This window comes from Streptomyces sp. NPDC048370 (assembly GCF_043200825.1).
GTDB lineage: Bacteria > Actinomycetota > Actinomycetes > Streptomycetales > Streptomycetaceae > Streptomyces.
Genome location: NZ_JBICYI010000008.1, coordinates 96,254 through 114,311, shown reverse-complemented (window position 1 = coordinate 114,311; position 18,058 = coordinate 96,254). Strand labels below are relative to the sequence as shown.

The 18,058-nt window shown below is 72.5% G+C and carries 19 protein-coding genes; 9 read left to right on the top strand and 10 right to left on the bottom strand.

Going from position 1 to position 18,058, the window contains the following annotated elements; genetic code table 11:
- Positions 1-15: 15 nt before the first annotated feature.
- Genes ACGFYP_RS19325 through ACGFYP_RS19295 form a run of 7 tightly spaced genes read right to left on the bottom strand, consistent with a single transcriptional unit; the run spans position 16 to position 8,781 of the window.
- On the bottom strand, positions 16-1,149 hold the full coding sequence (locus tag ACGFYP_RS19325; RefSeq protein WP_393494637.1) for a glycosyltransferase: 1,134 nt from the start codon (positions 1,147-1,149) through the stop codon (positions 16-18).
- Positions 1,146-1,934, bottom strand: coding sequence for a polysaccharide deacetylase family protein (locus ACGFYP_RS19320; protein WP_393494634.1), 789 nt, complete (start codon positions 1,932-1,934; stop codon positions 1,146-1,148). The genes ACGFYP_RS19325 and ACGFYP_RS19320 overlap by 4 nt, the downstream gene beginning before the upstream one ends.
- Positions 1,831-3,858 carry a lipid II flippase MurJ gene (locus ACGFYP_RS19315; protein ID WP_393494631.1) on the bottom strand — a complete coding sequence of 676 codons (2,028 nt, stop codon included), beginning with the start codon at positions 3,856-3,858 and terminating at the stop codon, positions 1,831-1,833. The genes ACGFYP_RS19320 and ACGFYP_RS19315 overlap by 104 nt, the downstream gene beginning before the upstream one ends.
- Entirely contained in the window at positions 3,851-5,158 is a 1,308-nt protein-coding gene (locus ACGFYP_RS19310) for an O-antigen ligase family protein (RefSeq protein WP_393495062.1), read from the bottom strand. The genes ACGFYP_RS19315 and ACGFYP_RS19310 overlap by 8 nt, the downstream gene beginning before the upstream one ends.
- A gap of 2 nt (positions 5,159-5,160) precedes the next feature.
- Positions 5,161-6,600, bottom strand: a complete 1,440-nt coding sequence (locus tag ACGFYP_RS19305) for a sugar transferase (RefSeq protein WP_393494628.1) — start codon at positions 6,598-6,600, stop codon at positions 5,161-5,163.
- The gene (locus ACGFYP_RS19300; protein WP_393494625.1) at positions 6,597-7,718 is read right to left on the bottom strand and encodes a glycosyltransferase; all 1,122 of its coding nucleotides are present in this window, start codon (positions 7,716-7,718) and stop codon (positions 6,597-6,599) included. Before ACGFYP_RS19300 ends, ACGFYP_RS19305 begins: the two co-directional genes overlap by 4 nt.
- Before the next feature lies 1 nt (position 7,719).
- A complete protein-coding gene (locus ACGFYP_RS19295) occupies positions 7,720-8,781 on the bottom strand; it encodes a DUF3344 domain-containing protein (protein WP_393494622.1) in 1,062 nt (353 codons plus the stop codon).
- Between the two features lie 388 nt (positions 8,782-9,169).
- On the opposite strand from ACGFYP_RS19295, the gene ACGFYP_RS19290 reads away from it, so the two are divergent.
- The 6 genes from ACGFYP_RS19290 (at position 9,170) to ACGFYP_RS19265 (ending at position 13,550) form a co-directional block, all read left to right on the top strand.
- Positions 9,170-9,409 (top strand): chaplin, encoded by a 240-nt coding sequence (locus tag ACGFYP_RS19290; protein WP_361968275.1) that lies wholly within the window; start codon positions 9,170-9,172, stop codon positions 9,407-9,409.
- 259 nt (positions 9,410-9,668) lie between these two features.
- Positions 9,669-10,385, top strand: coding sequence for a hypothetical protein (locus ACGFYP_RS19285; RefSeq protein WP_393494618.1), 717 nt, complete (start codon positions 9,669-9,671; stop codon positions 10,383-10,385).
- A 248-nt stretch (positions 10,386-10,633) separates the two neighbouring features.
- Positions 10,634-10,897 (top strand): hypothetical protein, encoded by a 264-nt coding sequence (locus tag ACGFYP_RS19280; RefSeq protein ID WP_361968279.1) that lies wholly within the window; start codon positions 10,634-10,636, stop codon positions 10,895-10,897.
- Between the two features lie 428 nt (positions 10,898-11,325).
- Complete coding sequence (locus ACGFYP_RS19275) at positions 11,326-12,312, top strand: LPXTG cell wall anchor domain-containing protein (protein WP_393494615.1); 987 nt, start codon at positions 11,326-11,328, stop codon at positions 12,310-12,312.
- A gap of 201 nt (positions 12,313-12,513) precedes the next feature.
- Positions 12,514-12,990: a hypothetical protein gene (locus ACGFYP_RS19270; protein ID WP_361968283.1), complete on the top strand. Its 477-nt coding sequence runs from the start codon at positions 12,514-12,516 to the stop codon at positions 12,988-12,990.
- Positions 12,991-13,280: 290 nt separating this feature from the next.
- Entirely contained in the window at positions 13,281-13,550 is a 270-nt protein-coding gene (locus ACGFYP_RS19265) for a chaplin (protein ID WP_393494612.1), read from the top strand.
- 54 nt (positions 13,551-13,604) lie between these two features.
- Here the strand turns inward: ACGFYP_RS19265 and ACGFYP_RS19260 are convergent, their stop codons facing one another.
- Complete coding sequence (locus tag ACGFYP_RS19260) at positions 13,605-14,471, bottom strand: tyrosinase family protein (protein WP_361968287.1); 867 nt, start codon at positions 14,469-14,471, stop codon at positions 13,605-13,607.
- A complete protein-coding gene (locus ACGFYP_RS19255) occupies positions 14,455-14,880 on the bottom strand; it encodes a tyrosinase family oxidase copper chaperone (RefSeq protein ID WP_393494608.1) in 426 nt (141 codons plus the stop codon). Before ACGFYP_RS19255 ends, ACGFYP_RS19260 begins: the two co-directional genes overlap by 17 nt.
- A 150-nt stretch (positions 14,881-15,030) precedes the next feature.
- Here ACGFYP_RS19255 and ACGFYP_RS19250 point away from each other — a divergent pair, with 150 nt between their 5' ends.
- From ACGFYP_RS19250 to ACGFYP_RS19240, 3 genes are read left to right on the top strand one after another with little or no spacing between them, the layout of a single operon-like run.
- Positions 15,031-15,534: a DUF5949 family protein gene (locus ACGFYP_RS19250; protein WP_393494605.1), complete on the top strand. Its 504-nt coding sequence runs from the start codon at positions 15,031-15,033 to the stop codon at positions 15,532-15,534.
- Positions 15,535-15,566: 32 nt separating this feature from the next.
- Positions 15,567-16,220, top strand: a complete 654-nt coding sequence (locus ACGFYP_RS19245; RefSeq protein WP_393494602.1) for a vitamin K epoxide reductase family protein — start codon at positions 15,567-15,569, stop codon at positions 16,218-16,220.
- Between the two features lies 1 nt (position 16,221).
- Entirely contained in the window at positions 16,222-17,241 is a 1,020-nt protein-coding gene (locus ACGFYP_RS19240) for a glycoside hydrolase family 26 protein (protein WP_393494599.1), read from the top strand.
- A gap of 19 nt (positions 17,242-17,260) precedes the next feature.
- Here the strand turns inward: ACGFYP_RS19240 and ACGFYP_RS19235 are convergent, their stop codons facing one another.
- Positions 17,261-17,932, bottom strand: coding sequence for a hemolysin III family protein (locus ACGFYP_RS19235; RefSeq protein WP_393494596.1), 672 nt, complete (start codon positions 17,930-17,932; stop codon positions 17,261-17,263).
- Between the last annotated feature and the right edge of the window lie 126 nt (positions 17,933-18,058).

The following is an 18,058-nucleotide window of genomic DNA, read 5'->3' as shown; positions in this document are numbered from 1 at the left end:
GTGACATCGGGTGACTCACTTCGGGAGGGGAGGGGTGCCGTGGACGGCCTGTTCGTAGAGGGACAGCAACTGCTGGGCGCTGTGCGCGATGTCGTAGCGGCGCGCGGCGGCGGGCTGCGGCAGCCGGGCGAGTCGGGCGTCACGGATGCCGCGCAGCGCGGAGACCAGTTCGGGTACGGACCGGCCGACCCGCCGGGCCCCCGGGGCCTCGTCCGGCGCCAGGTCGTCGATCGCCGGGCAGGCCACGTACAGCGCCGGGAGCCCGGCGGCCAGCGCCTCGACGACCGCGAGGCCGAAGGTCTCGTCGGGGGAGGTGGAGACGAAGACGTCCATCGCCGCGAGCAGCGACGGCAGGTCGGGTCCCGTGGAGTCCGCCGGCGGCGGGTCCTCGCACGCGCCCGGCAGCAGCACCCGGTCGGCGGCCCCGCACTCACGGGCCACGGCGAGCAGCCGCTCGCGCTCGCCGCCATCCCCGACGAGCAGCAGCCGCGCCTCCGGCACCGACGCCACCGCCCGTACGAGACGGTCGAAGCGCTTGCCCGGCGCGAGGCGGCCGACCCCGCCGACGACGAACGCGTCCTCCGGCAGGTCGAGCAGCTTCCGCGTCATGCGGCGCGCGTCCTCGTCGAAGCCGAACCGCGCCCGGTCGATGCCGTTGGGGACCACCTCGATGCGCGGGGCGGGCACGCCCCAGGCCGTCAGGCGGCGGGCGACGCTGGGCGAGACGGCGACCGTCGCCGTGCCGAGACGCTCGGTCGCGAGGTAGAGCGCGCGGGTGGAGGCGGAGAGCGGGCGGCCCTCGATCTGGGTGTCGCCGAGGGAGTGTTCGGTCGCGAGGACCGTACGGACCCCGCCGAGGCGGGCGGCCATCCTGCCGTACACGCACGCCCGGTACAGGTGCGTGTGGACGAGGTCGTACCCGCCCCTGCGGACGATTCCCGCAAGCCGGGGCAGCGCGCCGAGGTCCCGGTTCCCGGCCATGCCGAGATGGGTGACCGGGAACCCGTCGGACTCGATGCCACGGGCGACCGGGCCGGGGTTGGTGAGCGTGACGACCTCGCTGCGCACCGGAAGGTGACGCAGCATCAGCCGCAGCTGCTGCTCGGCGCCGCCGATCCCGAGGCCGGTGATGATGTGCAGGACCTTCATGACGTCTCCTGGAGGACGACGCGTTCGACGTCGTCCGGGTGGCGGCGGCGCAGCGGGTGCAGGAGCCGCTTGACGGTGAGCCGCAAGGAGGTGTCCTGCTCCCCGATGTGGACGCGGGGCAGCGCGTGCGCGCAGGTCAGCGGGCCGGGGTCGATGGCGCAGCCGTAGCGGTAGCCGGCCTCCCGTACGGCCCTGACCGCGCGGTCGTCGACGTCCCCGTACGGGTAGCAGAAGCCGTCCACCGTCGAGCCCGTGATCTCCTCCAGGAGCTCCCGGCTGCGCCTGGTCTCGTGGGCGAGCGTCTCCGCGTCCAGCGTGGGCAGCGAGACGTGCCGCAGGCCGTGCGAACCGATCTCCATCCCGGCCTCGGCGACGCGCAGGATGCCGTCCTCCGACAGCAGCGGTTTGCGCGGGCCGTTGCCGTCCCAGGCGTTCTCGCCGCCGATCCGCCCGGGAAGGACGTACACGGTGGCGGTGAAGTCGTGGCGGCGCAGCAGCGGCAGCGCCGATTCGACGAAGTCGGCGTATCCGTCGTCGAAGGTGAGGCCGACGAGCCCTTTCGCGCGGCCCTCGGCGCGCGCGGCGAGCAGCTCGCGGACGGAGACCCCGCGCAGCCCCCGGTCGCGCAGCCAGTGCAGCTGCCGGGCGAACCGTACGGGGGAGACCGTCACCCGGTACGGATCATCCGTGGGGTCGGCGATCGAGTGGTACATCACCACCCACGGGGGTGGCTTCGGCAGCAGTCGACGGATCGCGGCGGTGGGGGGCGCCGTGGCAGCGGGCATGGGCGAGCCTTCGGGATGCGGTGCGGGTGAGGGGTGGGATGTCCGGCGCACGGGCGGCGCAGGCGATGAAGAGCAGGAAGACGCCGACGCAGACCACGGCCGCGACGGCGAGGGAGAGGAGCGCGGGGGTGATCAGGACCGAGCAGAGCCAGCCGGCGGCGGTGGCCCAGGCGGCGGCGGTCGCGAGCCGCAGCAGCCCCTCGCCGAGGTAGCGGATCCGGACCGGGATGGCCTGGCGGTGGGCGCCGAGCAGCATGAGTACGGCGGTCAGGGTGATCCCGAGGGCGTTGGCGGCGGCGATGCCGACGGCGCCCCACAGCCCGGCGCCGAGGACTCCGGCGACGGCGGTCGCGGCGAGACCGACGGCCATGGCGGCGGCCGGGAACCAGAGGGGGCGGGCGGCGGAGAAGTAACAGCGGACCAGGGTGCCGACCATGGTCTGGCCGAGCAGCCCGAGCGCGTAGACGCGCATCACGGCGGCGGTCGCGGCCGTGTCGCTGTCGTCGAAGGCGCCGCGCTGGAAGAGGACTTCGACGATCTGCGGGGCCGCGGCGATGACCACAGAGGCGCCCACGAGGACGACGACGGCGGCGAGCAGCAGGTCGCGCTCGACGCGGCGCCGGGCGCCGTCGTCGTCGCCGGCCGCCATGGCGCGGGCGACGACGGGGAAGCTGACCGTGCACAGCATCAGCGACAGGATCATCGGCATCTGCGCGACCTTCTGCGCGTAGTTCAGATGCGAGATGGCGCCGGAGGGGAGCGGGGCGGCGAGGAAGCGTTCGATGAGGATCTGCGACTGGCGCGAGACGGTGAAGGCGATGACGGGGGCGATCAGGCCGAGGACGAGGAGCCGTCCGTCGCCGCCGCGCTCGCCCTGCGGTACGGCCGGCCGGCGGCGCAACTCCCGGATCAGGTACGGCGCCTGGACCGCCACCATCAGCGCGCCGCCGACGGCGACCCCGGCGGCCGCGGCCCGTACGCCGAAGGGCTCGCGGAGCGCCACGATCGTGCCGATGATGCCGATGTTGTACGCGACGTAGATGGCGGCCGGTGGCAGGAACGAGCCGTGGGCGCGCAGGGCGGCGGAGCAGTAGCCGGCGAGCGCGAAGGTCAGCACACAGGTCGCGGTGAGCCGCGTGCAGTCGACGGCGAGTCGGGGGTCGGGGAGCCCGGGCGCGAGCGCGGCGACGAGGAGGGGCGCGCCGAGGATCAGGACCCCGGCCAGCGCGGACATGGCGAGCACGAGCCGGGGCAGCGTGGAGCGTACGAGGGCGCGGACGGCGCCGCCCCTGCGGGTCAGGGCGCGGCTGAACGCGGGCACGAGGATGAGCGCCATCGCGTCCTCGATGAGGAGCGTGGAGGCGAACTCGGGCACGGTCCAGGCGACGAGGAACGCGTCGGTCTCGGCCCCGGCACCGAAGTAGTGCGCCAGGCTCTGGTCCCGTACGAGCCCCAGTACGGCCCCGGCGGCCGTGAGCCCCGCCGTCACGGCGGCCGCCCGCCGCAGGAACCCCCCGCCCCCGGCCGCCTTCGGCGCACCGTGCCGCGTCCGCGCGGCGGCGGGGGCGGCGGCGGGCGCGGGGGCCTTGGGGGCCTTCGGGGCCGTGGCCCCGCGCCCCGGGCCGTCGCCCCGCCGGCCGCGCGGCCGCCAGTCGTCGGGGTACTCCACGGGGGGCGGCAGCCCGCCGCCCGGGGGCGCGGCGCCCCCGGCCGCGACGGACGCGGGCGGACCGGCGGGCGCCGGGCCCACGGGGACCCGCACCGATCCGGAGTCGCCGAGGGGGACCTGGGCCGTCGTGCCCGCCCAGCGCCGCACGCCCGGGGCCCACGGGTCCGCCCACACGGACGCGCCGAGCTCCCCCGGGGGCTCCGGAGGCGGCAGCCGGTCCGTGGACTCGGACTCCCCGCCCCACGGGTCACGCACGCTTCACCTCCGCCAACGACCACCAGGCCGCGAGGCCGAGCACGACCGACATCAGGACCGTCGAAGGGCCGCCGATGTCCGCGTAGAAGAAGTCGATGAGCTGCCACGACAACAGCCCGATCGCGACGAGGCCCATCCGCCGCACCGCGCCCACGAGCAGCGCCACCCAGCTCCCCGCGAGCGCGAGAAGCCCCACGAGGCCCTGCTCGCTCAGCACGAGCAGGTACATGTTGTGCGGGGAGAGCAGCGGCTGCTTCTGGAAGGCCGCGCCCGCCCCGGCGGTGTCGCTGCCCGAGGACAGCGCGAGCGAGGCGTGCGAGTCGCGGTACGCGGGAAAGCCCTTCAGGCCCACCCCGGTCAGCGGATCGGACCGCCACATCTGCCCGGCCGCCGCCCACATCGTGTACCGGTCCGTCACCGACTGGTCCGGGGCGCCCGCCACCTGCGTGATGCTGGCGACCCGCTCCTTCACCATCGCGGAGCCCACCCCGAACCCGCCGACCAGGACCACCGCGAGCGCGCCGACGACGAGCGCCACCCGCCCCGCCCGCCGCAGCCCCGAGAGCACCAGCTGGATCGCGATCGCGAGGACCGTCGCGATCCACGCGCCCCGGCTGAAGGAGAGCACCAGCGGCAGGAAGAGCAGCCCCGCGCAGACCAGGGCGGCGGTCCGAGCCCGCCCCCGCCCGCTCCCCAGCGCGATCCCGACGACGATGACGAGACCGTACGAGACGACCGTCGCCATCCCCATCACGTCCGTCGGCCCGAACGTCCCGACCGCCCGGATGTCCTCGCCCTGGTACGACGCGCCCGTCCCCGTCAGGTACTGCGTGACCCCGACCGCGCCCTGCAGCAGCGCCAGACCGACCAGCGCCCACGCGACCACGGCGAAGTCCCGCCGGTCGCGGATCATCAGCAGCACGGCCGCGGGGACGAGCACGAAGATCTGCACGTACCGGGCCACGCCCGGCAGGCTCGCCGCCGGGTCGCCCGAGGTGATCGCCGCCAGGCAGATCCCGAGCACCGGCAGCCCGAGCACCACCGCCGCCGCGCGGCTGAGCGGCCGCGCCCCGCTGCGCATCACGCGCACGAGGCAGACCAGCACCAGCAGCCCGGACGCCGCGTCCGCGATCGTCCCCGTACCGCCCGTGCCGCCCTCCGCGCCGCCCCCGCCGGGGACGAGCAGCAGCGCGATCACCGCCAGGACCGGGGACAGCGCCCCGGCCCGGCGCGCCAAGTCCCGTACGTCGATCCCGGCCGCTCCCGGCAGAACCCCGGTCGTCGCCGCTGCCGTCGTCATCATCAGCTCCCCGCCGGCCGGACCAGGCCCGCCGCGGTCCGCAGCAGGATCCGGACGTCCTGCCAGAGCGACCAGTGGTCGATGTAGTGGTTGTCGAAGCGGCAGCGGTCCTCGATGGACGTGTCACCGCGCAGCCCGTGCACCTGCGCCAGACCGGTCAGCCCGACCGGCATCCGGTGCCGGTCCGCGTAGCCGGCGTGGATCCGGCTGAACTGCGCGACGAAGTACGGCCGTTCGGGCCGTGGCCCGACCAGGCTCATGTCCCCGCGCAGGACGTTCCACAGCTGCGGCAGCTCGTCGAGCGAGGACTTCCGCAGGAAGCCGCCGACCGCGCTCATCCGCCGGTCGTTGGCGACGCTCCACCGGGTCGCCGACTCGGTCTCGTCGGCCGGGCGCAGCGTACGGAACTTCAGCAGCGTGAACAGCCGCCCGTTCTGCCCCACCCGCTCCTGCCGGAAGAGCACCCCGGGCCCGTCGGAGAGCCGGACCGCCAGCGCGCACAGCAGCAGCACCGGCAGGGCGAGCGCGAGCGCGGGTGCGGCCAGGACCACGTCGAGCGCGCGCTTCGCGGTCAGCCCGGGCCGCTCGCCCAGCGGGACCACCCGCCGGCAGGCGTACCCCCACAGGTGGGCGCTCATCGCCCCGTCGCGGCCCTCGCCGCCCACCCGCCAGGTGGTGCAGCCGTAGTGCTGGAAGAGCGTCACCATGCTGGTGTCGTCGGTCAGGAAGACCGCGTCGCGCACCGTGTTCTGGATGACCGCGCGGTGGATCTCCTCGGCCGAGGAGAGGACCGGGAGCCCGGGCTCCCCGTCCGGCCGCGAACCGACGATCCCGACCGGCCGGATGCCGTACTCCGGGTGCTGCGCGAGCGCCGCCGCGAACGTGCGGGCGGCGGCCGGCGCGCCGACGACGAGCGCGGAGCGCGGATGCGCCCGGGCCGTACGCCGTCGGTGGGCGTGCACCACCGAGCGGGCCAGGCAGACGGCGACGAGCTGCGTCGCGTACGCCGTGCAGAGTGCGCCCGGGCCGATGGCGAACTCGGGGGCGACCGCGGCGACCGCGGCGGCCGTCACGCACCAGGCGACCCCGGCCCGCGCGGCGAGCGCGGGCAGTTCGTCCAGTACGGCGGCACGGGCCCCGCCCGGCCGGTGCAGCCCCGCCTGCGCGTCCAGGGCCAGGACGCACGCGGCGACCAGCAGGAACAGGCTGAGCCCGCGCTGCGGTTCGGGCAGCAGCCCGACCGCGAGCAGCACGGCAAGGCCGTCGGCCGCGATCAGCGGTACGGCGGCGAACCGCAGCGGCGCCGGGCGGCGCGGCGGCAGCGCGAGCCGGTCCGAACCGCCGCGCTGCGGCGCGAGGGAGGCGAGTCCGGGGAGCTTGCCCCGACCCGCCGAGGGCCAGGGGCCCGGTGAAGGAGGAACACTGGTGCTTTCCGTAGTCACGGCGAAATCGGCTCTCTGTGCTCGGTGCACCGCACTCCGGCCAGCTCGCGGTAGACATCCGCGACGGCCGCGCCGGTGCGCCGCACATCGAATCTGCTGAGTACGTGTTGACGGGCCTCGCGGCCCAGGGTTCGCCGCTGCTCCGGCCTGCCGAGCAGGCGGCCGACGGCAGTGGCGAGGGCGGCCGGGTCCTCGGGCGGGACCAGACACAGGGGTTCGTGGCCGGGCGGGAGGCTCTCCCGGGCCCCGTCCACATCGCTGACCACGACGGGCCGTCCGCTCGCCATGGCCTCCAGGGGCGCGAGCGCCATGCCCTCCCAACGGGACGGCAGTACGACGAGATCGGCCGCCCGGTACCAGGGCGCGGTGTCGTCGACGTTGCCGGTGAAGCGCACGGACGGCGGAGCGGCGGCCCGCAGCCGCTCCCCGTCGGGCCCGTCGCCGACCAGTACGAGCCGGGCGGTGGGCACCTGTCGCAGGACGGCGGGCCAGGCGGAGAGCAGGACGTCCTGCCCCTTCTGCCGGCAGAGCCGCCCGACACAGACGACGGTGGGCCCGGCCTCGTCCACGGATTCGTCGGTGCCGGACGGGGCGAACCGCGCCACGTCGACACCGTTGTGGATGACCGACCACGGAGCCCGCACGCCCGCCGCCTCGCCGGTACGACGCTCCGCCTCGCTGACGCAGAGGATCCGGTGCGTCCAGCGAGCCGCCCACACCTCCCAGCGGCGGGCGAGCGCGCCGACCGTGCCGTCGACCGCCTCGAAGGACCAGGCGTGCGGCTGGTACACCGTCGCGATCCGCCCGCGCACGGCGAGTCGGGCGCACAGCCCGGCCTTGGCACTGTGCGCGTGGACCAGGGCGGGGCGGACCGTACGGATCACGGCCGCGAGGTCACGGGTCTCCCGTACCAGCCGGGGCCCGGGATCGCGCCCGGCCCGCCAGTCGAAGAGACCGGCGCCCTCGGCCCGTACGGCCTCGGCGAGCGGAGTGCCCGGCGGGCAGGCGACGGCGACCCGCAGCCCCGCGCCGAGCTGGGCGCGGACCAGGTCGACGACGACCCGCGCGACCCCGCCGTCACCGGGCTGGACCGCGTGCAGAACGGAGAAGGGCAGCACGTCAGCGCCGGACGTCCGCCTGGAGGAAGAGCGCTCCGAGCCAGACGGTGTCCTTGCGGGCGCCGAAGCGGACGTGGATTCGGTCGGCTCCATGGCGCAGCGCACCCCCCAGATCGAAGACGTCGGAGTCGTACCCCAGGGTGTTCTGATGAGCCGGAAGTCGTTCGATCCGACCGGCGCCGAAATCGGTGATGCTGGAGTTCATCACGTCGTTCGCGGAATTGGCGGAATCCGAGAGCAGGACACTCTTCGACGGGCTCGTTTCCACCGCGAGGTAATCCCCGGAAGTGCCCCTGTCACCGTCATAGGCGACCACTCCGAGTTGTCCCGAAGAACCCTTCGGAACAGCTGATTCCGCAAGTCCGACGCGCAGCGCGCCGGTGCGCGGACCGACCGTTTCGAAACCGTCCCAGAGGGCCAGTCGGCGCAGCGGTTCCGCCGCGTTCTCGTACGCGACGACCAGGGTCCAGCCACCCCATCCGCCGACCGTCGAACGGCCCATGGCCACATTCACCTGGGCCACCGTCCACATCCCGTTCCGGGCGGAGCGGACGAGTTCGGTGACGTCCGCCGAGGCCTGGAAGGCATCGGCGCCGTCCGCCGTGCGGTGGCCGATCGTGGAGTCGGCCAGGACCGCCTTGTACTGGCCCCCGGGCTCGGCGATCAGGACCCGGCCGTTGTCCTTGTGCGGCTTCTGCTCGCCGACCCGCAGGTTCCCGCCCCAGTAGAGCCGGGCGTAGCTGACGCGGGAGCCCTCGGGGACCCGGACCGCGGCGCTGCTGGAGTTGTACGTGTTGGGGTCGTCGTCGATGTCGACGTACCCGATGGTGAATCCGTCGTTGCGCGTTCCCGCGCTCTTGGCGTCCTTGGCGGCCGTGGCCGAGGTGTTGGCGGCGCGGACGATCCCGCCGTGCTGGACGGCCTGGAACCGCTGGGCGAAGGGAACGCGGGGGGCTTCCTTGGGCTGGGGCGCGGCGGCGGCCGGCAGCGCGGCGGACAGGGCCGCACACGACAGGGCGCACAACAGGCCGCGGCGCACAGCACGAACCGCTGAATTCCGCATACAGGTTCTCCGCTTTGATGAGAGAAGCAAGGGAACACCCGTGAAGACCGGGGGAGAGGGAGATGTCGACCGTGCGAATAGGCTGTCCGCGCGGCTGGACCGGAAGCAACGTTCGGGAACGTTATAACCCCGACGCCGGGCGATAGTAAGCATTAGATGCTCACAAACGCTAACTCCCGTATCTGTTCGGCAGTTTCCTCGTTGTGCGTGTTGCGCCAAGCCTCGGCCATACGCTCGAACGGCCCTCTTATGGCCCAAAGATCGGTTGAACGTCACCCGTTCGGGAGAGCAACCGATGAATTGCTGCCGCGTTGTTGAAGGAGCCGGGCGAAACCGTCCGTGCCGACTCAGATGCAGACGTCTGTCAACAATCGAGGAGCGCTTCTCCATGTCCCGTATCGCGAAGGCTGTAGTCCTGTCCGTGGGTGTCGCCGCGTCCGTCGCGGGTGCCGCCGGTGTCGCCGCTGCCGACGCCGGCGCCGAGGGCGCGGCCGTGAAGTCCCCGGGTGTCCTGTCGGGCAACCTCGTCCAGGTCCCGGTCCACGTGCCGATCAACCTGTGCGGCAACACCGTCAGCGTCATCGGCGCCCTGAACCCGGCCTTCGGCAACACCTGCGTCAACGCCTGATCTCGCACGCCGGATCGTGGTCCTTCCGAGGCCGGCGCGCCCTCCCTTCAAGGGGCGGCGCGCCGGCCTTCTGCTCGTTCGGACGCACCCTTGTGCGCCGTCCGGTGCAACGGCGTGCGCCCCTCGGAGGACCAGGTCAGGGCAGCGGATTCACCCGAACGGAGGGGGTGGCGCTCCGTAGTCCTCCCATTGCGGAGCGCTATGTGTGCTGCGCACGGTGGTGACGTTGTTGTCCGACGCATACAGAAAAGGAACACATATGCGTCCCCTGGCTCTGAGCCGCGTCACCGCCCTGGCGATATCCGCCGCCATCACCCTCGGCATGGCGGGACCCGCCATCGCCGACGAACACCACCCGTCCCGTACATCCGCCGTGACCTCGCAGGCGCCCCTGCCGGACGCCGCGGCGCTGCTCACCCAGGCCGAGGCCCTGGATGACATGGGCGTGGTGACCACGCCCGTCACCGAGCTCGTCACGGCGGCCCTCAAGGCCGACGACGGTCAGCTCCCCGCCGCCGACGCCGAGGCGCTCAAGACCAAGATCACGACGGCCCTCGACGCCGTCAAGGACACCGCCCCGGCGCCCTTGCCCGAGACCCCGGCCGCCGCCGGTGGTGGGCGGGCCGCGAAGGCCGCGCCGGCCGACATCGTCACCGACGCCCTCGCCACCGTCGAGAAGGCCGTCGCCGGCCTGCTCGCCGCGGTCACCTCCGGCAACGCCACCGGTGTCGTCCCGCAGGTCACCGCGACCCTGACCTCGCTGGTCAACCTGGTCGTCGCCACGGTGCTCGGCAGCGGGCTGCCCGCACCGGACCTCGCGGGCCTGCCGACACTGCCGACGCTCCCGGTCGAGGTGCCCGAGCTGCCCGTCGACCCGCCCGTCGAGCTGCCCGTCGACCCGCCCGTCGAGCTTCCCGTGGCGCCCCCGGTCGCAGCCCCCGAGCTGCCGGTCAAGCCGCCGCTGCCCGTCAGGTAGCCACGCTCGCACCATGCACGCCGTGCCGCCCGGCATCCCGCCGGACGGCACGGCGTTCGGCTGTCCGGTCCGCAAATAGGACCGCGTCCAGTCATTCGGGTGCAGTGAGCAGAAATCCCTTCTCCCGGAGTTTCCGGGGCGCGCACCTCTCGTTACAGAAGGCAGAACGACGTACAGGAATCGGCCAAGAGGCCTGTACGGCAAGCGACTTGCTTGCACACTGACGCGATAGAGGAAGGACTCCATTCATGAAGCCCACCAAGGTTGCCGCGGTCGTCGCCGGTTCTGTGATGGCCCTGGGTGCCGCCGCGCCCGCCATGGCCGCCGAGGCGATGACCCCCACCAGCCTGAACGGTGGTCTCTCGACGCTCGCCAGTGAGGGTCTGAAGACGGACGCGCTGAGCAGCACCACGGACGGCTCCGTCGTCAAGACCGTGGGGGACACCGCGAACCAGCTGAACAAGACGACCCAGAGCGCCCCGCTGCTCGGCGGCCTTCCCGTCGGTGGCTGACGCAGCCTCAGCAGCACGACCCCACCGCGCACTTCCCCGGCGCGGCGGACCGCGCACGCGGTCCTGACCCTCCTGGATGAAACCCTCGCTCCGCCTGGCCCGGGCGGATGTTCGCGCCGGGCGCCTGCCGCTGCCCACAGTGATCGGCTGATCGAATGATTTTCTGATCGGCTGCCGTGTGGTCCCGGCTTCCGAAGTGTCCGCTCCCTAGGCTCTCGCCCGACCCCCCACGGAAGGTCGGCTCGGAGAGATCGAGGACGGCGGCGCTCGCTCTCGCGTCGCGGTCCGCGGCGCAGCTGCCCGGTGTCCCTGAGCCTGACGTTCCGTAACCAGTCCGTCAGTGACTGACGCACTGAGCGCGCGGACAGGCCGGTCGGAGCGAGGGGGGATCCCCTCCGGTCTCTCCTTTTATCCAGAGGAAGAGCGGTATGCGATCCATCATCAGCCGGAAGCTTTTCACCGCCGCGGCCACGACGGGCATCCTGTCGCTGACCGGGGGCGTCGCCATGGCGGCCAACTCCCCCGGTGGTAGCGGCATTTCGCCGGAGCCCGGCACGGGCCAGCACCTTCAGGTCCCCCTGCCCCAGAGCCTGTGCGGCGATTCCGGGCAGCTCGCCGGGATCGCCGCACAGGCGGCCGGCGACGTCTGCGCGACGACGGACGACGACGAGCCCGGTGGCTACGGCGACGGCGAAGGCCCCGACGACGAGACCCCCAAGCCGCCGGAGTACCCGGACCAGCCGAATCACCCGGACCAGCCGGAGTATCCGGACCACCCGGAGAACCCCGACCATCCGGAGCAGCCGGAGAACCCGGACCAGCCTGGGAACCCCGATCACCCGGAGAATCCCGGGCAGCCGGAGAACCCCGGGAACCCGGACCACCCCGAGAACCCCGATCACCCGGACCACCCCGAGAACCCCGATCACCCGGAGAACCCCGGTAACCCGGACCAGCCCGGGAACCCGGACAACCCCGATGTCCCGGAGCACCCGGGAAACCCCGGTGAGCCCACGACTCCGACCACTCCGCCGACGTATCCGGAGGAGCCGGAGGAGCCCACGACTCCGACCACTCCGCCGACGTATCCGGAGGAGCCGGACGAGCCCGAGGAGCCCGAGGAGCCCACCACTCCCACGACTCCGCCGACTTCTCCCGACGAGCCGGACGAGCCGACGTACCCGGAGGAGCCGGAGCAGCCGGAGGAGCCCACGACTCCGACGACTCCGACGACTCCGCCCACGTCCCCGGACGAGCCCGACAAGCCGCAGCTGCCCGAGACCGGTAGCGACGCCTCGACGATGGGTGCGGCGGCCGTCAGTGCCGCGCTGCTCGTCGGCGGCACCGTCCTCTACCTCCGCGCGGGGCGCGTCGTCCGCGCCGGGCGCGGACGGACGGGCGAGCGCCAGGACTGACGCTCCGTACTGACGATGCGTCAACGAAGGCCCCCACTCTCACCTGTGGGGGTCTTCGGCGTTGCTGCACACAGGCGAATTTAGCGACGTTCCCTCCGTCGGGCTCGTTCTCAGGGCGCAGTACCCCAGTACCGTCGACACCTGCTCTGAAGGGCCTACGCAGTCATGAATCTGCGCTCTCACGCCGGCATGGGAATCCTCATGACCGCTCTCGCCTCCGCGGCCATGGCCTCCCCCGCCGTCGCCGCCGACGCGCCGGTCGTCGTCCCGCTCCAGGGACTTGAGCCGGTGATCCCGATGGACGCCCCCACGGTGGCCACGGGCGTTCCCCTGCCCGTGCCGGGAGGCCCGACCGGCTTCCAGCAGGGGCAGTCCGGGCTTCTGCCGGACGTCAGCCTGCCCACGGTGCCGTTCACCAGCACGCTCCCGAAGACCGTCCTCGCGGCGCAGCTGCCCGAGGTCGTCGAAGGAAGCGAGCCGGGCAAGGCGCTGTTCGCCACCCCGCGTTCGGAGATGGCGGCCTCCACCCCCGGTGCCACGGTCGGCAACCCGGTCGTCGCACCGCGCGGTGACCGGCTCGGCCTGCCGGACCTCGCCGTGCCGCAGGTCGGCGTCGTCGCTCCGGCACTGCGCGGAGCGCTGGACTCGCAGTTGGGTCTGGCGCAGCCGACGGCCTGACCGCGTTCGTTTGTACGACCAATGACCCGGCGGGTGAAGACACGATTCTTCCCCGCCACCCGAGGGGTCGTTGCTCGTTACAACTGAAGGCTGGTCGCATGGCCGTGGCCCGCAGTTCCCGGGTTCGCCCCGTCGTATCCGACGGCGGGCGGCCCACCGGTTCTGCGGGCCTTCCCTCACTCATTCGTCCCGTCCGGCCTAAAGGCCGTGACCCGTACGCCATTTCGGCGTTGAACGGGAATGTCGGCCGTGATTCTCGCGGTCGCCTTTCCACGTCCAAGGAGTTCTTGATGTCTCGCATCGCGAAGGCTGCCGCTGTTCTCGCCGGCACGGGTGCCGTTGCCCTCAGCGGAGCCGGCCTGGCCGTCGCCGACTCGGGCGCCCATGGCGTCGCCGCCCACTCGCCCGGTGTCGCCTCGGGCAACGCCGTCCAGGTCCCGGTCCACATCCCGATCAACCTGTGCGGCAACACCGTCACGGTCATCGGCCTGATCAACCCGGCGTTCGGCAACACCTGCGCGAACGTCGACGGTCACGGTGACGGCGGTTACGGCGGCTGACCCCCGGTCACGTCCTGACGTCCCCCCGGCCCGTCGGCCGGGGGGACGTCTGCGTCATGCGTACCGGTAGAGCGCGCTGTGGTCGAGCATCGAGGCGGGCGTGACGCCCCAGGGCCCCATCTTCTCGTCGCGGGCCGCGATCCGGCGGTACTGCGACTCGCCCAGCTGCGGAGGCTCGGTCGGGAGATAGCCGGCCTTGGGGTTGCGGGCCTGCCAGCGGGACCAGAGCAGGTCGACGAAGGAGTGGTGGAGCCAGAAGACCGGATCGTTGACGGAGGCGCCGCCGAGCATCAGGCCGCCGACCCAGCGGTGCACGCGGTTGTGGATCCGGAAGCGCTCGTTGCCCCGGCCTGGGGCCCAGCCCTCCAGCGCGTTGCGGAACCCCGACCGGCTCGTGGAGTTCCACGGCTCCACGTCGTACACCGTCTCCCGCATCACCACGTCCAGCTGCGCCTTCGTCGGCAGCGTGATCGGGTCCTGGGGGCGGCCGAAGTCCCTGGTCAGGAACTTGCCCTCGGTCATGCCGTGCTTGACCGTCCAGCGTCCGCCCGCGTAGGCGAAGGGGCCGGTCATCACCTGGAGGTCGTCGCGGCGGCCGTTGCCGCCCATGAAGTCCTCGCTCCACAGGGAGGCGGCCGGGGTGTTGTCCCGGGTCCAGTCCCAGTACGGGACGGTGACGGTCGGGTCGATCCCACGCAGCGCGCGCTCGAACTCCAGCAGGAACTTGCGGTGCCAGGGCAGGAAGCTGGGGGTCATGTGGGCGACGCGGAGGCGGTCGTCCCCGTCGGCGACGTAGTAGTCGATGTGCGTACGGACGAACTCGTCGTACCCGCCGCGGCGCTTGAGCTCCAGGACGGCGGAGACGAACTTCCTCCGCTCGCCGCTCGTAAGGTCGCGCTGGTTCTTACGTGTGTAGGCCACGCGGGCTCCCTCCCGGATGGTCGCCGTGGGCGGCGGCGTAGCGGGTCAGCGGGGCGGACCCCGACTCGTCCACGGCCGCGCGGGTGGCCGCCAGCGGCGTCGCATGGGATTCGTAGTGGTCGATGGGGGTGAGAAAGCCGCCGTCGGCGCGGCGCATCACATGGAGCGGCCGGCCGTCGACGAGGACGAGGGGCTCGCCGGAGGGGCCCACCAGACCTCTGATGTGCCGCCCTCGGTACATCTCGTCGAAGGGCTCGAAGGAGTCGAAGGATTCGACGGACGCGTCCGAGGCGGCGCGGGCGGACCCCTCGCGCGGAGTGGTGGCGATGCGGGCCAGCGTGCCGCCGGTGAAGGCGGCGACGGCCACGGTGAAAAGTGACCGCAGTGCGACGCGGCGCGGGACGATCATGAGTGGTCTCCAAGCGGTCGGAGAATGCCCTCAGGGCACAACGATGGAATCCCGACTTGGTTGCGAGCGAAATGCCAGCGGGGGGATTGTCGGCCGATCGAGTGAATTCGGCGCGGGTCGGCGGTCATTGGACCACTAGCATCCGGATGCATGACCACTCCAAACGTCGTTTCCGCGGCGCGCAGCGACAATCCGCTGGGAACGCTCACCGTCGTTCCGTGGACCATCGGTCCCACCGCCGACACTCCCGTCACCCCCTTTCTGATGGTGTATTCGCTCGGGGACGGCCGTGACGGCCCCGAGGCCGGAGAGGAAGCGATGCGGGCCGCCCTCGAGGGCATGGGCCTGCCGGTCGGGGACCGGGTCGTCGACGCCTCGCAGGAGCGCGGGACCGGCGCCCATCTGCTCGTCGAGGCGCAGCGGGCGGTGCTCACGCTGCCGTTCATGAAGGCGCAGTGCCCGGTGCCCGCGGAGTGGGAGGCGGCCGTCAAGGAGAACGGGCACGCCTACCTGATCGTCTCGGTCCGCCCCTGGCCGGACGCCGTGCCCGGTGAGGCGGTCACCGAGGAGAAGCTGAAGTCCTTCGTCACCGACGACCAGGTCGTGGCGGCCGCCGCGCACGTCCTGCTGCCGGTGCGCAGCCTGCTGGGCTGAGCGGAGAGCGAAGGAGAGGAGGGGGTGGCGGCATGGCGACGGTGAACGTACGGGGCGGAGTGCCGGGGCAGCGTCAGGACGCGTCGCCGGAGGCGGTCGGGACGGACGGGACGGTCGGTGCGAGCCGGGCGCTCGGCCTGCTCCTGGTGATCACCGGCGCGGCCGGTGTGCTGGCCGGCTGGGTGATCACGCTCGACAAGTTCAAGCTCCTGGAGGACCCGAAGTTCCAGCCGGGCTGCAGCCTCAACCCGGTCGTGTCCTGCGGCAACATCATGAAGAGCGAGCAGGCGGCGGTGTTCGGCTTCCCGAACCCGATGCTCGGTCTCGTGACGTACGCGATGGTCGTCGCGATCGGGGCGGGGGTGCTCGCCGGGGCCCGCCACCGGGGCTGGTTCTGGCTCGGGCTCAACGCCGGGATGCTGTTCGGTGTCGGGTTCTGCACCTGGCTGATGTACCAGTCGCTGTACGAGATCAACGCGCTCTGCCTCTGGTGCTGCCTCGCCTGGGTCGCCACCCTCGTCATGTTCTGGTACGTGACCTCGCACAACGTCCGTACGGGTGTGCTGCCGGCGCCCGCCGCCGTGAAGGGGTTCTTCGAGGAGTTCACCTTCGCCCTGCCGGTGCTGCACATCGGGATCATCGGCATGCTGATCCTGACGCGCTGGTGGGACTTCTGGACCAGTTGACGTGACCCTCCTCTCCTGGCCGCGGGCCGCACTGACCGTGCTGCTCGCGGCCGTTCTCGCGCTCGTCGTCCTGCCTCCCGGCCGCCTCTCGACCGGGGGGCCAGGACCCGCGCCGGCGCCCGTCCCGGAGGCCGTTCCGGAGCGGTTGAACGTTCCCTCCGGGTTCTTCACCGGCTCCGACGCGGCCGGGGTGGCGCGGATCGCGGATGTGCAGCGCTGGCTCGGCGGCGGGTCGCTGGATGTCGGGCACACCTACCTCCCCGGCGACCGGTGGTCGAACATCGAGGGCCATCCGGAGCTCTTCGAGCCGTGGGCGCGGTGGAAGGAGGAGAGGCCCGGGCGGCTCTTCGTCCTGAACGTGCCGCTGCTCGACCGCAGCGAGGAGGGGCTGCCGGACGCGGAGGTACGGGCGGGGCTGCGGCGCGGGGCGGCGGGGGCGTACGACGGTCACTTCCGCGCGCTGGGGGAGCGGCTCGTCGCGCATCGGCTCCCCGACGCGGTCCTGGTCCTGGGCTGGGAGATGAACGGCACCACCTACAGCCATCGCTGCGGTCCTGACCCCGAGGCCTGGAAGGCGTACTGGAAGCGGGTCGTGGGCGTGCTGCGGGACGTGCCGGGGCAGCGGTTCCGCTTCGACTTCACGGCGAGCCGGGGGCGGGACGCCGTGGAGTGGCCGCGCTGCTACCCGGGCGACGCGTACGTCGACATCATCGGGCTCGACGCCTACGACCAGCCGGAGGGGCTCGGATTCGAGGAGCAGGTGACGGAGGAGTTCGGGCTCGCGCACCACGTGGCGTTCGCGGCGGCGCACGGCAAGCCCGTCTCGTATCCGGAGTGGGGGCTCTTCCGCAACGGGGACAACCCGGTGTATGTCCGCGGGATGCTCGACTGGTTCGCGCGGCACCGGCCGGTCTACCAGACGTTCACGGACTACTGCCCCCACGGGGTGTGGGGGTGCGCGGACAATCCGGAGTCCGGCGAGGTGGTCAGGGGCGCGCTGGGGGGCGGGGACACCCCCTAGGGCGTGTCCAGGGCCTGTCCTAGGCGTTGTAGGCGACCAGCGAGATGCCCACGTAGTGGACGATGAAGGCCGCGAGGGTGAGGGAGTGGAAGACCTCGTGGAAGCCGAACCAGCGGGGGGACGGGTTCGGGCGCTTGATGCCGTAGATGACCCCGCCCGCGCTGTAGAGCAGTCCGCCGACGATCACGAGGACGAGGACGGCGATGCCGCCGGCCCGCATGAAGTCGGGCAGGAAGAAGACGGCCGCCCAGCCCATCGCGATGTAGCAGGGCGTGTACAGCCAGCGAGGGGCGCCGACCCAGAAGACCCGGAAGGCGATGCCGGCCGCCGCGGCGATCCAGACGGCCCACATGAGCGGACGCCCGGTCGAGTCGGGCAGGAGCAGCAGGGTCAGCGGGGTGTAGGTGCCCGCGATGATCAGGAAGATGTTGGCGTGATCCAGGCGCCGCAGGATCGCCTCGCCGCGCGGTCCCCAGGTGCCCCGGTGGTAGAGCGCGCTGATGCCGAAGAGCAGGCAGGCGGTGATGACGTACACGCCGCAGGCGATCCGGGCGCGGGGCGAGTCGGCGAGGGCGACGAGGACGAGGCCCGCGATGATCACCGCGGGGAACATCCCGGCGTGCAGCCAGCCTCTGAGCCGCGGTTTCACGAACTGCTCGATCTCGTTCACCGACGGCATGGCGGAAGTCATGAGACGAATGCTACCTACGCACCCGTAGGTCCCGGACGGGAGTGGCGATGCTCACGTGTGCGGCCCTCTGGACATATGGGCGCATGCGTCGGATGATCAAATGAGTGTGGTCGGCACCGGATGAGC

What these genes read in the sequence shown, in the direction of transcription:
- ACGFYP_RS19325 (WP_393494637.1), bottom strand. Translation starts at nt 1,149, where the DNA reads ATGAAGGTCCTGCACATCATCACCGGCCTCGGGATCGGCGGCGCCGAG.
- ACGFYP_RS19320 (WP_393494634.1), bottom strand. Translation starts at nt 1,934, where the DNA reads ATGCCCGCTGCCACGGCGCCCCCCACCGCCGCGATCCGTCGACTGCTG.
- ACGFYP_RS19310 (WP_393495062.1), bottom strand. Translation starts at nt 5,158, where the DNA reads ATGACGACGGCAGCGGCGACGACCGGGGTTCTGCCGGGAGCGGCCGGG.
- ACGFYP_RS19295 (WP_393494622.1), bottom strand. Translation starts at nt 8,781, where the DNA reads ATGCGGAATTCAGCGGTTCGTGCTGTGCGCCGCGGCCTGTTGTGCGCC.
- ACGFYP_RS19290 (WP_361968275.1), top strand. Translation starts at nt 9,170, where the DNA reads ATGTCCCGTATCGCGAAGGCTGTAGTCCTGTCCGTGGGTGTCGCCGCG.
- ACGFYP_RS19285 (WP_393494618.1), top strand. Translation starts at nt 9,669, where the DNA reads ATGCGTCCCCTGGCTCTGAGCCGCGTCACCGCCCTGGCGATATCCGCC.
- ACGFYP_RS19280 (WP_361968279.1), top strand. Translation starts at nt 10,634, where the DNA reads ATGAAGCCCACCAAGGTTGCCGCGGTCGTCGCCGGTTCTGTGATGGCC.
- ACGFYP_RS19275 (WP_393494615.1), top strand. Translation starts at nt 11,326, where the DNA reads ATGCGATCCATCATCAGCCGGAAGCTTTTCACCGCCGCGGCCACGACG.
- ACGFYP_RS19270 (WP_361968283.1), top strand. Translation starts at nt 12,514, where the DNA reads ATGACCGCTCTCGCCTCCGCGGCCATGGCCTCCCCCGCCGTCGCCGCC.
- ACGFYP_RS19265 (WP_393494612.1), top strand. Translation starts at nt 13,281, where the DNA reads ATGTCTCGCATCGCGAAGGCTGCCGCTGTTCTCGCCGGCACGGGTGCC.
- ACGFYP_RS19255 (WP_393494608.1), bottom strand. Translation starts at nt 14,880, where the DNA reads ATGATCGTCCCGCGCCGCGTCGCACTGCGGTCACTTTTCACCGTGGCC.
- ACGFYP_RS19250 (WP_393494605.1), top strand. Translation starts at nt 15,031, where the DNA reads ATGACCACTCCAAACGTCGTTTCCGCGGCGCGCAGCGACAATCCGCTG.
- ACGFYP_RS19245 (WP_393494602.1), top strand. Translation starts at nt 15,567, where the DNA reads ATGGCGACGGTGAACGTACGGGGCGGAGTGCCGGGGCAGCGTCAGGAC.
- ACGFYP_RS19235 (WP_393494596.1), bottom strand. Translation starts at nt 17,932, where the DNA reads ATGACTTCCGCCATGCCGTCGGTGAACGAGATCGAGCAGTTCGTGAAA.